The sequence below is a fragment of the Marinomonas sp. HM11-D genome (genome assembly GCF_057626615.1).
This window is the reverse complement of sequence record NZ_JBMMKT010000010.1, coordinates 41748-58427: the sequence shown is the minus strand read 5'-3', so window position 1 is coordinate 58427 and position 16680 is coordinate 41748. Positions and strand designations below refer to the sequence as shown.

The 16680-nt window shown below is 50.6% G+C and carries 12 protein-coding genes; 5 read left to right on the top strand and 7 right to left on the bottom strand.

From position 1 onward, the window contains the following. Nucleotides 1-7 precede the first annotated feature (7 nt). The 3 genes from ACOSVP_RS13560 to ACOSVP_RS13550 all read right to left on the bottom strand — a co-directional run bounded on the left by ACOSVP_RS13560 (nucleotide 8) and on the right by ACOSVP_RS13550 (nucleotide 4940). Nucleotides 8-2878, bottom strand: coding sequence for an HD domain-containing phosphohydrolase (locus tag ACOSVP_RS13560; RefSeq protein ID WP_487348024.1), 2871 nt, complete (start codon nucleotides 2876-2878; stop codon nucleotides 8-10). Between the two features lie 140 nt (nucleotides 2879-3018). Further along, the gene (locus ACOSVP_RS13555; RefSeq protein WP_487348023.1) at nucleotides 3019-3885 is read right to left on the bottom strand and encodes a sugar phosphate isomerase/epimerase family protein; all 867 of its coding nucleotides are present in this window, start codon (nucleotides 3883-3885) and stop codon (nucleotides 3019-3021) included. Nucleotides 3886-3938: 53 nt separating this feature from the next. Continuing rightward, nucleotides 3939-4940 (bottom strand): LacI family DNA-binding transcriptional regulator, encoded by a 1002-nt coding sequence (locus ACOSVP_RS13550; RefSeq protein ID WP_487348022.1) that lies wholly within the window; start codon nucleotides 4938-4940, stop codon nucleotides 3939-3941. Nucleotides 4941-5192: 252 nt separating this feature from the next. Between ACOSVP_RS13550 and ACOSVP_RS13545 the strand changes: the two genes are divergently transcribed. The 3 genes from ACOSVP_RS13545 to ACOSVP_RS13535 are packed head-to-tail and all read left to right on the top strand — an operon-like array spanning nucleotide 5193 to nucleotide 8684. Beyond that, nucleotides 5193-6350, top strand: coding sequence for a Gfo/Idh/MocA family protein (locus tag ACOSVP_RS13545; protein ID WP_487348021.1), 1158 nt, complete (start codon nucleotides 5193-5195; stop codon nucleotides 6348-6350). Nucleotides 6351-6370: 20 nt separating this feature from the next. Next, entirely contained in the window at nucleotides 6371-7429 is a 1059-nt protein-coding gene (locus ACOSVP_RS13540; RefSeq protein WP_487348020.1) for a sugar phosphate isomerase/epimerase family protein, read from the top strand. 40 nt (nucleotides 7430-7469) lie between these two features. Continuing rightward, a complete protein-coding gene (locus ACOSVP_RS13535) occupies nucleotides 7470-8684 on the top strand; it encodes a nucleoside permease (RefSeq protein WP_487348019.1) in 1215 nt (404 codons plus the stop codon). 85 nt (nucleotides 8685-8769) lie between these two features. Here the strand turns inward: ACOSVP_RS13535 and ACOSVP_RS13530 are convergent, their stop codons facing one another. Then, complete coding sequence (locus ACOSVP_RS13530) at nucleotides 8770-9477, bottom strand: DsbA family protein (RefSeq protein WP_487348018.1); 708 nt, start codon at nucleotides 9475-9477, stop codon at nucleotides 8770-8772. Between the two features lie 174 nt (nucleotides 9478-9651). Here ACOSVP_RS13530 and ACOSVP_RS13525 point away from each other — a divergent pair, with 174 nt between their 5' ends. Both ACOSVP_RS13525 and ACOSVP_RS13520 read left to right on the top strand, forming a co-directional pair. Next, complete coding sequence (locus ACOSVP_RS13525; RefSeq protein ID WP_487348017.1) at nucleotides 9652-10479, top strand: AraC family ligand binding domain-containing protein; 828 nt, start codon at nucleotides 9652-9654, stop codon at nucleotides 10477-10479. A 57-nt stretch (nucleotides 10480-10536) separates the two neighbouring features. Next, nucleotides 10537-11136, top strand: a complete 600-nt coding sequence (locus ACOSVP_RS13520; RefSeq protein WP_487348016.1) for a LysE family translocator — start codon at nucleotides 10537-10539, stop codon at nucleotides 11134-11136. Nucleotides 11137-11191: 55 nt separating this feature from the next. On the opposite strand, the gene ACOSVP_RS13515 is transcribed toward ACOSVP_RS13520, so the two are convergent. The 3 genes from ACOSVP_RS13515 to ACOSVP_RS13505 form a co-directional block, all read right to left on the bottom strand. After that, nucleotides 11192-12925 (bottom strand): OFA family MFS transporter, encoded by a 1734-nt coding sequence (locus ACOSVP_RS13515; RefSeq protein ID WP_487348015.1) that lies wholly within the window; start codon nucleotides 12923-12925, stop codon nucleotides 11192-11194. A gap of 179 nt (nucleotides 12926-13104) precedes the next feature. After that, nucleotides 13105-15147: a sensor histidine kinase gene (locus ACOSVP_RS13510; protein WP_487348014.1), complete on the bottom strand. Its 2043-nt coding sequence runs from the start codon at nucleotides 15145-15147 to the stop codon at nucleotides 13105-13107. Further along, the gene (locus tag ACOSVP_RS13505; protein WP_487348013.1) at nucleotides 15140-16528 is read right to left on the bottom strand and encodes a sigma-54-dependent transcriptional regulator; all 1389 of its coding nucleotides are present in this window, start codon (nucleotides 16526-16528) and stop codon (nucleotides 15140-15142) included. The genes ACOSVP_RS13510 and ACOSVP_RS13505 overlap by 8 nt, the downstream gene beginning before the upstream one ends. Nucleotides 16529-16680: the final 152 nt, after the last annotated feature.

Genomic DNA, 16680 nt, shown 5'->3' with positions numbered 1-16680 from the left:
TAAACTTCTAAAGCCCCGCCAATTGCCATAATTGCTCGGGGTCTACCTCATCGATCTGTTCTGGCTTAAGAAAGGCGTTGGCGTAGTTCAAGTAGGTTTTTGTCTCAACAAATAGCTTAAACAGCGCGCCATCTAAATGACCGTTTTTCACCATAGACGCGAGTATGGCGAGCGATTTAGAAATTGGATGGCCCGCTTTATAAGGTCGATCTGAGGCGGTTAACGCTTCAAATACATCGGCAATGGCGAGGATGCGATCCTGCACACTGAGTTGTGCTAAATCGAGTTTGCGAGGGTAGCCAGTGCCGTTGAGCTGTTCATGGTGATTACCGGCGATATTCGGAACATTTTTATACTCTTCTGGGAAGGGTAGTGCTGAGAGCATCTTAATGGTTTGCACCATATGATCCTTGATCACAAAACGCTCTTCATCGGTCAGGGTGCCGCGCTGCACGCATAAGTTATACAGCTCGCCTTTGTTAAAGGCTTGCTGTGGCAGCTCCATATCAAAGCCCCAAATGTTGTCAGGATTGCTGGCTTCCACAGCAGGGCGTCGCTCCCCCCATGGCTCAATATGTTCGGCTTTGTCTGTCAGTAGTGTTTCTTGTACTGGCAAGCTTTCCTGCGTCTCTGGCAGCAGTTGCTGCTCGTCTTGCGATAGACCCAAACGATCACTGAAATGACGCGTCCAAGTTTGTTGGGCTATCTTGTGCACACGCTCAATGTCCTCTTCGGCCATAAATTCAGCACCGATATTCGCTTGGGCGATAAAGGCAAAATCGGATTCTAGCTGCTGTTGACGTTGCTGTTTTCGTTGCGCTAGCTTGGTTTCTTCTTCTCCCGCCAGTAAAGCATTCAAATACTCAATTTCCGCATCGCGCCAGAGTACTTCAAAGCGGGTGCGCACTTCATGAATGCGGTTATAAATGGTTTCGAGTTTGGTGGCCTTATCGACCACATGTACCGGGCTGGTGATCTTGCCGCAATCATGCAGCCAAGCCGCGATATGAAACTCGCGGCGTTGATGATCATTCATTGTGAAGCTTGCCAATTCGCCTTGCTTGGTTTGTACCGCTGCTTCGGCGAGCATTTCTGCTAACTCCGGCACTCGTTCACAGTGGGCGCTGGTGTAAGGGGATTTAGCATCGATGGCATCAGCGAGTAGACGAATAATCGCATCGAGCAGTTCTTGTTGCGCTTCCAGTTGGCGGCGCGTGGAAATCGCGGTGGCCGCGGCGCCAGAGATCTCATCCATAAAGTGCTGGAAGGATTGGATGTCGACCTGGCTGTCTTCAGGGAGCTGCAGTAACAGAACCCCAAGGATAGAGTGATCGCGATCGATTAGTGGCGTTAAAAATAGCTGTTGCTGTGTCGCATCAAGCACGTCCATTAGCGTTGGACGTAATTCCGACCAGTTATTGCTTGGGCAAAGAATGATTTCTGGACAGTCGATATGCGTCTGGGTCGCACGTTGCATCTCGAGTTTAGACTCGTTGAATAAGTACACCGCACCTGCCTTGGAAGAGGTGATCGCAATCAAGTGGTTGGACACCTGTTCGAGCATGCGTTCTAGATCCGGATCGTGCGCCAAGGTATGGGAAATGGACTGAAAGTTATGGATGGTGAGCGCCATGTGGTCGGTTAGCGACGATAGCACATTGATTTCTTTTACCGGTGAATTCACATTAATCTTACGATCAAAATCAAACGATGACAGCTTGCTGACTTCTTCTGATAGCAGATGCAAAGGACGTGAAATCGAGCGGCCGACCAACCAACCAAACAGCATGAGGATCAGGATTACGCCACTTGATAACAGCAGCTGGTTACGTAGGTTTTGATTCACATCCTGTAGTAAAAAAGACTGTGGCACTGCATAGAGTAATTGCCAATCTTGATTGCTGGAACTGTCTAGAGGAGCGCGTATGCCGTACCACTGTTCGCCATCGGAGTCGAACTGGTTAAGGGCTTCTGAACTGTTCGGTATTGTCAGTAGTTGGGCTAACGCTTTCTCTTGCAGTTGTGCGACGCTTTTTAAGGTCGGCAGATTTGAATCTTCGTAGGTGGCTAGCGCCACGTCGGTTTGGTTGTAACCTAGTAGGCGTCCATCCTGATCCACTATCGCCATTTCTACCTCTTTGGCGGGTGTCAGGCGATGCATAAAATTCGACAAATCATTAATAGAAGCATCGACTCCTACCGTGGCGTGGCTGTTAGGGCTATGGATGGCAAAAGAGCTGCCGACTTCATCGGTGGTATAGAACAAATAGGGTTTGGTTAAGATTAAGTCAGGTTTGGCTTGAGCTTGCTGAAACCAAGGTCGTTCTCTGGGATCGTAGCTGTAGCCGTTTGGCTGTTCAGTTTGTTCTAAGGGCTGGAGCGCTTCATCAAGAAAGGTCCAGCGAGCGTTTTCAACTGCCCCCGATGCGTCGCGGTCGATTGCTTGCAGTAAAAACATGGAGCCTTCCGGCGCATCCAGCCGCTGGCGTGCGATGGGGCTTTCAAGAGAACGTAGTAAAAAGAAGTCACCATCCTCATAGCCCACATAGATGGCGCTTAGGATGCGGTTCATTTTGATGACACTGGCCAGAAACGGCAGCCTTGTCGCACGCTCCTCCATATTGTCGAGCGTGGTGATGGCATCGAACTGCAACAACATGACGCTTTGTTCGGCGGTGATGGTGACGCTTTCTATTTGTTTTTCGAGCGACAAGGTCACTTGCTTAGCGTTCATCTCCACTTGCTGGTTGAGCGAAGTGCGGCCATAAAGGTAGGAAAAGATAGTGAGGGTGGCCGCTAATAACATCATGCTAATAATGATGCTGCCGCTGAATAAAACTCTAACTGAAATGCCCGCTTTCTTACGGTATCTATTCATCCGTGCTGACCTGCAAAATAAGAGAGATGCAATCTGGGAAGTGAGTGACAGCATTCAGTATCAGCGAGGATCAGAAAATTCTCAAGCAAGCGGGATCGCCACCTTACGCGAATATAAAGGTGACGATCCTAGACGGTCGATTAACCGAGTAATTTAGCGGTGGCTAGATAACCTTGTTGAATGGTTTTTAGTTTGTCGTCGGTTTGGTCGCGTTCCACAAAGTAGTGCTCCACGCCCGCTTGTTGCGCGGCAGCGAAGATCGGTGCAAAGTCGGTCACACCAGTGCCCACATCGGCAAAGTTGCCAGCAGCATCCATATCTTTAACATGCCAAAGTTTGAAGCGGCCAGCGTGTTGCTGGAAGTAAGCAAACGGATCTTGCTTGGCCTTTAATACCCAGTACAAGTCCATTTCCATGGCCATATTTTGTGCTTCGACTTCGTTCAGTAATACGTCGTATGGCATCTCGCCATTCATCACATCAAATTCAAAGGCATGGTTATGGTAAGCAAGCGTTAGACCTTGCTTGCGGCAGGCTTCGCCCCAGCGGTTGCACTCTTCAGCCAGTACTTTGTAAGTATCGATGCCATGGCCACGTTGTTCTTCGGTGAGGTATGGAACGACCACGTATTGGTGACCGATTTCTTGGGCCAGCTCGATGACTTTTTGAATGCCATCATTGCGGAAGGTATCCAATGGAATATGAGCGGATGGTGATGACAAGCCATTGTCATTCATCATCGCACGGATCTCTTTTGGCGAATGACCAAAATAGCCAGCAAATTCCAGTTCTTTATAACCCACTTGCGCGACCAGCTTTAGTGTATCGCTGACGCTTGCGCCCATCATATCGCGTAGCGTGTACAGCTGTAGACCGACCGCCTTTGAAGCGCTGCTGGCAAACACTGGCATGGATGGCAATGCCATGGCGCCGATGCCTGCTGCGCCAAGTTTGAGCAAGTTACGGCGGCTTATGCAATTGGCTATTTTGTTAGAGTAATCAGACATTTAGGGGATCTCCTCGATTATTGTTATTGTCGTCCCTGTACCTTTTTAAAAGGTTATAAGTTCGGTGCAGGTCCGGTGCTGGCGCGGGTAATCAGCTCAAAGGGCAAGATCACTTTGGGCGCCTTGGTCACCTTGTTATCTAAAACATCGATCAACAGATTGACCGAAGTGCGACCAAATTCTTCTGCCGGTTGGGCAATGGTCGTCAGTGGCGGATCACAGAACTCGGCAAAGGAAATGTCGTCAAAGCCTGCTACTGAGATGTCTTCTGGCACGCGCAGGCCCGCTTGTTTAAAGCCTTGAATGGCACCTATGGCAATTTCATCGTTGGCACACACCACCGCCGTAGGGCGGGTTGGTAACGCCAAGATCTGCTCCGCCGCTTCACGTCCAGAATACAGATCAAAGTGACCAGCAAATAACAACGACTCATCAAACTCGATCCCTGCTTCCATCAGCGCATCGCGATAACCGGCCAAACGGGTTTGTGTCAAAGGACTCTGTTGTGGACCCTTGATAATGGCAATGCGGCGATGATTTAAGCGAATCAGATGTTCAGTAATGGCTTTGGCAGCAGAGCGGTTATCCAGTGTTACCACGGGGAAGCGATCGCTTTCTAACACCTCACAGGCGTTGACCATGGGCAGCAACCTGGTACTGCTTTGCACTTCAAATGGGTTGTGGGCGCGTAGCTGGATCAGGCCATCGGCCTGAGAGGTCTGTACCATTTTGGCGTAATTGGCTTCTAGTTCGGCATTGCCCAAGGTGTTACCGAGCAATAGGGAATAGCCACGCTCGGCCGCGGCGGTTTGCATGCCGCTGATGACACGGGCAAAGAAAACGTTAGCCACAGTAGGCACCAGCACCACCAGATTAGAGGTCTTACCCGAACGGAATTTCACTGCCATCAGATTGGGTTTATAGCCAGTTTCTGTGACCGCTGCTGTCACTTTAGCGCGGGTCTTTGGGGATACTCGCTCAGGTTGTTGTAGGGCACGGGATACCGTTGCCACCGATACGCCCGCTAACTCTGCGACATCACGAATGGTTGCCATAACCTTCTCTTTAACCTTTTTATTATTCTCAGTCACTAAAATGTAACCGATAACATTTATTAATGGGAGATTACTAGAAATGTCTGAAAAATCCAGTACTAAGCCCAGATTATAACCCAAGAAATGCCCTGAAAAGAGGCGCAATGCCCCGTTATTGCTCGAAAATTGTTTGACAGACAAAAATGTAAACGGTTACATTTTGCAAAAATATAAGCAAGACAACGCTGGGCAATATTCAGCGGGGAGAAAAACATGGCTAAATTGGAAAAAATCCGCGCCGGAATGGTCGGCGGCGGTGAAGGTGCGTTCATTGGCGCCGTGCATCGACATGCAATGGGCTTAGATGGCCAGTACCAACTTGTGTGCGGAGCCTTCAGTCGTAATGACGACAACAACCAGCGCACAGCCGATAGCCTGGGTCTCGACGATCAGCGTGTGTATGGCTCTTGGCAAGATATGTTGGCGCAAGAAGCCAAGCTCCCCGAAGCAGAGCGTATGGAAGTGGTGATCATTGTCACGCCCAACCATATGCATGTGCCGATTTCCATGGCCGCGATTGAAGCGGGTTTTCATGTGTTCTGTGAAAAACCAGCGGCGTTAAATCTTGCTGAAGCGAAGCAATTGGCCGATGTGGTCAATGGCTCGGATCGTCTGTACGGTCTGGCTCATACTTACCTTGGTTACCCTATGGTGTGGCAAGCCAAGTCCATGGTCGAAGATGGCAAGCTTGGCACCATTCGCAAAATCCTCGTCGAATACCCGCAAGGTTGGTTAACCCTTCCAGAAGATCCTTCCAATAAACAAGCGGCTTGGCGTACGGACCCTGCGCAATCCGGTGGCGCTGGCTGTATGGGCGATATCGGTACCCATGCTTTTGGTTTGGCTGAGCTGATCAGCGGCCAACAAGTCACCAAGTTGTGTGCGGATATGAATTCGATTGTCGAAGGCCGACGCCTTGATGATGACGGCGCGGCCTTCTTCCATACGGACCAAGGTGCTCGTGGTGTATTGATCGCCAGCCAAATCTGCGCGGGTGTCGAAAACGATCTGAAAATCCGTATTTACGGCGACCAGGGCGGCCTTGAATGGTCTCAAATGGAGCCGAACTCTCTGACTTACCGCACCATGGATGCGCCGTACATGGTGTATCGCGCCGGTGCCGGTCAACCAGGTCTTTATCCAGAAGCCTCACGTCGCTGCCGTGTGCCAGCGGGACATCCTGAAGGTTACCTAGAAGCCATGGCCAATCTATACAGCGATTTTGCTGCCGCCGTGCGCCAAGGCTTGTCTGGCAAAGCGCCGGGTGTGCCTGGGCTTGAATCTGGTCTACGCGGCATGGCGTTTATTGAAGCCATGGTGGCAAGCGGTGCCAGCGATCAGAAATGGCTAGGCATGCCAGAAACCCATTAATTGAGTCGAGGAGAGAAACGATGTCGACAATGAAAGGTCCTGCGATTTTCCTCGCACAATTTGCGGGTGACAGTGCGCCATTTGATAGCCTTGAAGGCATGGCCAAATGGGCGGCGTCACTGGGTTACAAAGGCATTCAAGTGCCCACCGATCCTAAGCTATTTGATCTTGAGATCGCTGCCGAGAGCCAAGAATACTGCGACAACATCAAAGCTATATGTAAACAAGCGGGTGTCGAAATCACCGAGCTTTCGACGCACTTGCAAGGTCAGCTAGTGGCCGTGCACCCAGCTTACGATGAGTTGTTTGATAACTTTGCCCCAGCAGAATTACACGGTAAGCCAAAAGAGCGTACCGAGTGGGCCATCAAGCAATTAAAACTGGCGGCGAAAGCCAGCCAGCGTCTTGGCCTAAAAGCCCATGCGACCTTCTCTGGCGCGTTTATGTGGCACCTAGTTTATCCATGGCCACAACGTCCGGCTGGCTTGGTCGAACAAGGCTTTAAAGAATTAGCAGCGCGTTGGACGCCGATCTTGGATGCTTTTGACGAAGCCGGCGTCGACGTTTGTTACGAAATTCACCCAGGGGAAGACCTGCATGATGGCGCGTCCTTTGAGCGCTTTTTAGCGGCGGTGGACAACCACCCGCGTGCCAACATCCTGTTTGATCCAAGCCACTTTGTGCTGCAACAGCTGGACTACCTCGATTTCATCGATCGCTACCACGATCGCATCAAGATGTTCCATGTGAAAGACGCAGAATTCAATCCAAATGGTCGTTCCGGCGTTTATGGCGGTTACGAAGATTGGGTGAATCGTCCTGGCCGTTTCCGCTCGTTAGGCGACGGACAGGTGGATTTCAAAGGCATTTTCTCCAAGCTCACGCAATACGGTTTTGACGGTTGGGCGGTGCTGGAATGGGAATGTTGCTTGAAAGACTCCGCTCAAGGCGCTGCTGAAGGCGCACCGTTTATTGCGGCACACATGATCAAGCCTACTGAGGTAGCGTTTGATGATTTTGCTGGTGCTAGCAGTAGCGAGGCACGTAATCGACGCATCCTAGGGCTAGACAACGCATAACGATAAGAATCCGCTTTGCCCACACCATGAGGTTAAAACAATGATAACAACTCGTCTTAGTATAATGATGTTTCTCCAGTTCTTTATCTGGGGAGGATGGTTCGTCACCTTAGGTACTTTCTTAGGGCAAACCCTAAGTGCCAACGGTGGTGAAATTGGTATGGCGTTCTCAACGCAATCTTGGGGAGCGATCATCGCGCCGTTTTTCGTCGGACTGATTGCTGACCGCTTCTTTAACGCGGAACGTATTTTGGGTGTGCTACACCTCATTGGCGCGGTGCTGATGTACATGATGTACCAAGCACAAGACTTCGCGGCCTTCTACCCATACGTATTGGGCTACATGATTGCCTACATGCCAACCCTTGCCTTGGTGAACTCAGTGTCGTTTGGTCAAATGAAAGACCCAGCGAAAGAGTTCGGTAAAGTACGTGTGTGGGGCACCATCGGCTGGATTGTTGCCGGTCTAGTGATCAGTTTTGTGTTCTCTTGGGACTCACAAGCAGCGATCGCCGACGGCATGCTACGCAACACCTTTGTGCTGGGCGCTGTGGCTTCAGTGATCTTGGCAGCCTACAGCTTCACTCTACCAAGCACGCCACCAAAAGGTGCGGGTCAAAGCAGCAGTGTGAGCGAAATCCTAGGTTTGGATGCGTTGAACCTACTAAAAGATCGTAGCTTCCTAGTGTTCTTCCTATCTTCTGTGTTGATCTGTATTCCGCTGGCGTTCTACTACCAAAACGCGAACCCGTTCCTAGCGAGCGTGGGCGTGGAAAACGCGACCGGCATTATGACCATCGGTCAGATGTCGGAAGTCTTGTTCCTATTGATCATGCCAGTGCTATTGAGCCGTTTTGGCATCAAGCTAACCCTGCTAATCGGTATGTTGGCCTGGGCACTGCGTTACGTGCTATTCGCTTACGGTAACGCTGACAGCGGCATGGCGATGTTGATCCTAGGTATCGCTTTGCACGGTATTTGCTACGACTTCTTCTTCGTGACTGGCCAAATCTACACGGATGCCAAAGCTGGCGATAAGAACAAGAGCGCGGCACAGGGCATGATTACTCTAGCGACCTACGGCGTCGGTATGCTGATCGGCTTCTGGGTGGCAGGTAAAGTGACCGATGCCTACACCATTAATGGTGTGGCAGACTGGAACGGTATCTGGATGTTCCCAGCAGTCTTTGCCGCGGCAGTGATGGTGATCTTCTTGATTCTGTTTAAAAACGAGAAGCTAACCAAAGCGGCGTAATAGCGATAAATCGTTGGTTTGCTGAAAACAAAAATGCCCCGCTTTCTAGCTTAGAAAGCGGGGCATTTTGGCTAATGAGGAAGCATTACTTCTCTTGCATCTGCGCTAACATTTCTGGGGTGATTTGCCCAGATAAAGCCATTTGGATAGTGTTTACCAAACCAAGGAAACCTTCTGCACCTTGGTACAAATCGGCACCAGAGAAAATGTAGTTTTGGCCATTTTCATTGGTCATGATTAACTGTGGTACGCCGCCAGAGCCTGGCAAACGGCTCAGTAGTTGGCTCGCTTGTTGTACCATTTGATCGGCTTGTTGTTGCAATGGGCTGCCATCTTGTAGCAAAGCCAACAAGGTGTCTTGATCCACTTCAACGCCTTGCTCTGCCGCCACTTCTTTAGCGATTTTCGCTACTTCCGCCGCATCCGATGTATCGATACCATCCACGTAACGACGAATTTGCGCTGTGTGTAGCAACTCACCCGCTAGACCCAGTTGTTGGGTTTCTAAGAACAGGGTCGCTTGAGTTAGGGCGCGAGAAGAAAATACGCCATCAGGCTTCAGCAGCACCTTGTTAAAGTACGCTTCAGAGAACTCTTGACCAGACAGCGACTGAATGCGCTCGTCGTTGGTCTTGGCAAAGTCCGCGATGTCGCTGGTTGGGCGCGGATTGTAGAATAATCCCACCGGAGCCATGGCAATGTTGCCAAGCTCAGACTCGCGCAGTGCTTTGATCGCAGGCGCCGCCGCGTAGCACCAGCCACACAGCGGATCGAATAAATAAGTAAATGTCATGGGCGACGATCCAAATGTTCGTAAAGCCACACCATAGAACGAAATGCTGTGTTTGAAAAGCGCTGTGGCGCCAACAGATAAACTAGGTTGATAGTGCGCAATTTTGTCCAATACCTTTGCTATGATGAGTTGTAATCTTTTCAGTAAAGATCAACGCACACTTTGGGGTTGGAAATGTCCGACGAGAATCGTTTTACCTTTATGAATAGCCAAGGGCTTGAGGATGTCATGTTGCTGAAAGCATCCATGACCGACTTTGCCTACAGCACGCATGCCCATGAAGAGTATTCGATTGGCGTGACGCTGACCGGTCGTCAGGACTTTTATACCCAAGGTGCGTTTCATAAAAGCCATCCTGGGCAAATCATGGTGTTTAACCCAGGCGATGCCCACGATGGTGAATCCGGTGACGAAACGGCGCTGACTTACAGCATGTTGTACATTCACCCAGATCAGCTGGCACCGTATTTGGAAGCCTTGAATGTTCGTTCGCCGGAGCAATTTCGCATTCAGGATGCGGTGTTTTCTGACACAGAGGTGCAAGACAAAATCCTGCGCTTGGCACATTTAATCGAGCTGAAAACCGGCACCTCCAGTGAGTACGAATCCCTATTGTTCGAGCTCAGTGAACAGCTCGTACGTTATCAATCGCAGCAGCCCTTGTTGGCTGAGTCACGTCGTCAGCAATTGTTAGAGCGCGCCAAAGACTACTTACAAGACCACTACCAAGATGAAGTCTCGTTGGACGATTTGTGCCAAGTGGCCTGCATGTCCAAGTACCATTTTTTGCGCTGCTTTAAAGCCTATACCGGTATGACGCCCCATCAATATTGGCTCAATGTACGTATTCATCGTGGTCAGCAAGCCTTGCGCTCCGGTGTGCCAGTGCTCGATGTGGTGACTGAGCTGGGCTTTAACGATCTGAGCCATTTCAATCGTCGCTTTAAACCTGTGTTTGGCATGACGCCGCGGCAGTATCAGCAGCTGATTCTCGCCCGCTAATCTTTTTCCCTTTCTATCGTTCTTTGATCCGACTCAAATGCCGTTGGAGGCTTTGCTATGCTTGAGATTTTTCTGTTCGCTGTGGCGATGATGTACAGCCCTGGTCCTGTGAATATGCTGTCTTTATTTGCGGGGGTATCCGATTACGGTTGGCGGGCGTTGCGCTTCTGTGCCGGTGTTGGTTTGGCCATGTGCTTGCTGTTTATTGTCACGGGCTATCTAGGCAGCTCGTTTATGACCGCAACGCTGCAAGGATTGGCGGCATTGGCTGGCGGTTCTTATATTGCCTATTTGGCACTGAAAATTATCAAAGCCAGTTTTAGTGTGCAAAACGCTGGTAACAGGCCGCAAAATCTTACATTTTTGTCAGGCTTTTTGATGCAGCTCACTAACCCGAAAGCCATGGTGGCGGTGCTGCCCATTGTGACCGTGCAGTTTCCCAATGCTCATGTGGAAGGGCTGATGATCTTGCTGATGTCGCTTGTGCTCGGTACCATGGCCGGCGGTGCGCCAGCGAGTTACTTTGTGGCGGGAAGTCAATTAAAACAAGCGGTGCTGAATCCACGCATTATGAGTTGGCTACAACGGGTGATGGGGGTGATGCTGCTGATGCTCGCACTACAATTTCTCTACAACGGCATGCAATTGCTGGCATAAAGAAAAGGCTGAACCTTTCGGTTCAGCCTTTGTGTTAGTCATCAAGAGCAAGCCACTAGCGTGCTGGGGCTTCTTCTGGGTGAGTGTTCTCCACGTGGTGTTTTTCTGACACCGGACGAACCGCCATGTTGGCAAAGAAAGCCACAACCAGCAGTGCTGCCATCGCATACATGGTGGTGTTGTACAGACTGGACGTCGGATCCACTGTGCCCGCTGGTGCGATTTCCATTAATCGACCTAGGGTGACTGTTTTTGAAGCAATCAAAGACTCTAATTGTTCAACGCCAGCACCAAATGCCTGTTGGAATCTTGCCGGGTCGATTTTCGCCGCCAAGTTATGGATGGCGTTGTTCAACGACTGTTCGCGTAAGTAGGTAATCGCGAATGGGCCTAACACACCAGCAGTACTCCAAGCGGTTAATAGGCGACCGTGAATACCACCCACGTGCAAGGTACCAAAGATATCTGCAAGGTACGCAGGAATCGTCGCGAAACCACCGCCGTACATGGTGAAGATAATCATGGTCGCGATGCAGAACAGGATTAACCAAATCACCGCAGGGTTGCTGCTGACTTGGCTCGCCACAAATGGAATGGTGACGTACAGCACCATACCGATTAAGAAGAAGCAGAAGAAGGTATTCTTGCGCCCTAAGTAATCGGATGCTGACGCCCAGAAGAAACGTCCCACCATGTTAAAGACACTGATCATCAAGACGTAGGTGGCGGCAAAGCCCGCGTCAACAATGGTGGGTAGGGTGGTCCCGAAGATCTCCGTCATCATGGTTTTCGCCACACCGATCACACCGATACCGGCGGTCACGTTCAAACACAGCACCAACCACAGTAGGTAAAACTGAGGTGTTTTTAAGGCTTGGTCAATGTGTACATGATTTTCAGAAATTAGACTGGTTTTCTTTTCGCTTTCCGCTGGCGGAGTCCAGCCTTCTGGTTTCCAGCCTGGAGCAGGTACACGGTAAGCAAACGCGGCAATGGTCATAATGATAAAGTAAACAATACCAAGGGTAATGAACACGCCTGCGACACCGGTATCGCCCGTGTTGACCACATATACACCTTCAGGTCCTGGAACCGGCATTTTCGCCATATCTGCAGCACTTGCGACGACGACTTCTAGACGCTCACCAGCCACTTCCACAAAGCGACGTCCGGCATCGGTGATCAAGGTTAAGTCAGCCACTTGGCCTAGGTATTGTGGTGCTACATAGAATTTAGACAGTAGCCATTCTTTCAGGGGGGCGCCTATCATGGCGCCGCCACCAAAGCCCATAATGGCCATCCCCGTTGCCATCCCCCGTCGGTCAGGGAACCAGCGTATTAACGTACTCACCGGAGACACATAACCCAAGCCGAGACCACAGCCGCCGAGCACACCGTAACCGAGATAGAGTAGCCAGAGTTGGTCGGTTAAAATGCCGGCGCTACCCACTAAGAAGCCGCCACCCCAAAGGATCGCTGCCAAGAAACCTACGGCACGAGGACCCACTTTTTCTAACCATTTACCACCAATGGCGGCAGCTAAGCCTAGGAACACAATGGCGGTGGAGAAAATCCAGACCACCGAACTTAAAGACCAGTCGTCTGCGGCACTGGCGACCACGCCGTGCTGACGTACCAAAGGTGGGTTGAAAATACTCCATGCGTAGACGGAGCCGATACAAAGGTGAATAGCAATGGATGCCGGTGGAACGCGCCAGCGGTTAAAGCCCGGTTTGGCGACAATGCGTTCTTTGAGCAGGAAAGATAATGGACCAGATGTGTTCGACATAAGGTGTTTCTCCGCTTTTATATTTATTGTTGCAGTCGTAGTTGTTAGGCGAGCTTATGGCTCGCTATCTAATACAGAGCAAGAACAACGCCAAAAAACTAAGCTGTTGATTTATAATGAATTGTTTTTTGGTTTTATGAAGTGTGAAAAATAAACCGAGTCATTATGACTCGGCTCATTTATAGGGTAGGGTTATTTTGACTCGCTTCGGTTTGCGGGTTGAGCCAAATAAAAAACACGCTGCCACGGCCGATGCGCGAGCGTACTTTTATTTCAGCCCCCACTTCTGACAGCAGTCGGTGAGTGATGGATAAGCCCAGTCCAGTGCCCGTATGGGAGGTAGAGAAGAACGGATCGAAGATGCGTTTTAGATGGTCAGGGTCAATCCCAGAACCGTTATCGCGCACGGTGAGTTTGATACGACCATTTCGTGTGTCACAACTACGAATCACAATGATACCGTCTTGTGTAATGGCGTTGGCGGCATTCATGATGAGATTGATCAGCACCTGCTGTAATTGTGAAGCATCGGCGAGCGCCGAGCGCTGCGCCTTAAGATCCAGTGTTAAGCGAATCTGACGGCGCTGCAGCTCATGTTTGACGAGCGTCTGCGTTTTCTTAATCACATCGTTTACATCAATCGTCGTGAATGTCTGATGTTCGGGCGTGGGGCGAGCGAGCTTAAGTAAGTCATTGATAATGATGCGAATACGATCGACTTGCGCGATGATCAGCTCGGCATCTTGGCGTACTTCTGGTGTGGCATGATCGCCCAGTTCATCCAATAACAGATCCATATAGCCCAAGATTACCGCCGTTGGGTTATTGATCTCATGGGCAATGCCCGCGGTCAATTCGCCCAATGCGGCCAGCTTGCCTTGTTCGATTAACTGCTCGCGGGTGCGATCTAATAAGGCAATGTGTTGTTGTAATTCCTCGGTACGCTGGCTTAAGGCGTGGGTGCGCTCATGAACCTTTTCTTCTAGCTGATTTGACGCCTGTTGGATCGCTTGATGTTGGGCATCGAGCTGCGCCAGCATTTCATTAAAGTGCAGTGCCAGTTGTTGTACTTCATCCGTTGATTGCCCAATAGATAAAGGCTGTCGCGCACCATCACGTACTCGGTCCATGGCGTCCGCCATACGCTCTAACGGCTTGGAAATGGCGCGCGCCCCGCGAATGGTAATGGCGATACAAAACAGTAACACCGCGACAAACAGCCAGAGCAATAACTCTAGCCAGATATAGAAACTCTCGAGGAAGGGCGCTTCGAGAAAGCCAGTGTAGAGCATACCGACGCGTTTACCGTTCACATCCAATACTGGCTCGTAGGCGGAGATATACCAATCGTTGACCACAAAGGCTCGATCGAGCCAGCGCTGACCTTGCTCTAATACCTGAGATTTCACCTGAGCTGACACTTGTGTCCCTAAGGCCCGCAGCTGCGGGGCGCTGGGGTGGGGCACGTTGGTGCTGATGCGCACATCGCCTAAAAAGAGCGTCACCGTGCCCACTACATTGTCGGGTAAACTGCCGGGACCATAGACGGTTGAGCGGATTTGATCGACCAACTCAAAGTTGCCATTCATCAGTACGCCAGCGGCGAGCAGAGCGATGGCTTGACCTTGATCATTCAACAAGGGCTGCATTAAATGCAGCATCATGCCCCGTTGTTCTAGACCCTTTGTAGACGTTGCTAACGTCACCTGAGCTTGAGCGGCTAAGGTAGTTGAGAGTTCTAGTAGCTGTTCATGTGTGAAAATCTGCACGCCACTCACTGGCCCTTGTGAGAGAGCTTTCGCGGCCAGTGGCCCAGCAGGATAACGACAATTCGATGTAGTTAGTTCACAGCCATTTAAATTCAACACACGCACATAATCGACCCCAGCGGCACGAGCTAGCTCATTTTCTAATAGAGCTAACGCGTCTTCTTTAGTCGAGCTGGGCTCACTGTAACGCAGTAATGCAGGGCGAAAACGGTAATCACTGGCAAGCAGGGAGAGGCGTGTCAGATGCTGTTGTTGGTTAGTGATAAAGGCCTCATGAGCCACCGCAAGGTCAGTGTTGGCCTTCATTAATAATTGGCGGTAGCCGACTTCCTGGCTCCATAAGTAAGCCAAGCCAATGACGCCTGGTAGAATCAACAGCAAGGGAAACAGGGTGAGTCGCAATAAGCGGTAGCGCAGGCTATTACGGCGACGTGACCAAGGTGCTTTAGTCAAGGGCGTCGCACTCATCACTGCTTGATTGGCGTTTACGGTCGAGGGTTTTGCGAGTAATACCTAGCTGTTTCGCCGCCTGAGTTTTATTGCCGCCGTGAGCGCTAAGTACTCGCTCGATATGATTCAGTTCCACCTCTTGTAGCGTCCAGTCTAATGGAAAACCATTGAATACTGAGTCGCTAGGAGAAGGCCGTTGCAGCAGTTCATGGGCGTTCATGTTCAATAATAAGCAGCGCTCCACAAGGTTTTTCAGCTCGCGAATATTCCCCGGCCAGCGCTGTTGGCGCATCAAGTGAAAATCCTGCTCAGTAAACTGGACTGGTGGCATGGCGAGCTCTTGGCTTAAGCGTTTGACCAAGTGCTCGGTTAACAGCGGTAGATCGTCGAGCCGCTCTCGCAACGGTGGCAGTAGGCATTGCAACACATTAAGGCGATAGAACAAGTCTTCGCGAAAGCGGCCTTGCTGAACTTCATCGGCGAGGTGCTTATTGGAAGCTGCCACGATCCGAACACTCACCGGTCTATCGCGCTCGGTACCCAGCGGACGAATGCGGCCATCTTCCAACACGCGCAATAATTTGGCTTGCATGGCCAAGGGCATTTCTGAAATTTCATCGAGAAACAGGGTGCCATGGTCAGCGTAACTAAACAGGCCTTCCCGTGACTGGTGGGCACTGGTGAAAGCGCCTTTGACGTGACCAAACAGCTCTGATTCCATCAGTTCGGGTGCTAAAGCTGCGCAGTTCACTGGCACAAAGGCACCTTGTCGGCCACTAAGTTGATGCAAGGCGCGCGCGGCTAATTCTTTGCCAGTGCCGCTTTCACCTTCTAATAAAACGGCTGAAGGCGCAGGTGCGATGCGCTCAATCAGTTTGTTTAAGGTTTGCATCGCAGGGCTTTGACCAATTAATAGGGGCGTTTGCTGGCCGTTCAGTTGGCGTTGTAAAACGAAGTTTTCCCGCGACAATCGGCGATGATCGAGGGTTTTCTTTATTGCGGCGCGCATCTGCTCAATGCGAAAGGGTTTTAGTATCAAGTCACTGGCACCTAGGCGTAGGGCGTCAATGGCGTGGTTCATATCGGTAAAGGCGGTCATAAAAATTACGTCGCCGTGGTTACCCGAATCGCGTAAGGTCTGGATCCATTCCACCCCAGAACGCTCCGGCATACAGATGTCCACCACCAGCAAGTCGTAATGCTTTTCGAGGCGACACTGATCTGCTTGTTGAGTCGACTCAGCACAGTCGACCACCTGATAGAGCTTACTCAGCGCACGTTTTAAAAAGTCCCGAATCCCTGCTTCATCGTCGACGATCAAAATCGCCAGATCGTTTGCCTGAGCCGGAGTGGGGCGTTCATTCCGTTGTTCGTTCATCGCCATCTTTATTGTTCTTATCATGCTTGATTGATTGGCGAATGCTTTCGCCAGTGCCATTCAATGTAACGTGCTAAGCAAGAAAGGGGAAGACTCAAGGCGGGTCTGAAAACGACGCTCTACCAAGGGCAAGGTATAGTGAAAGTCACTTGGAGCGG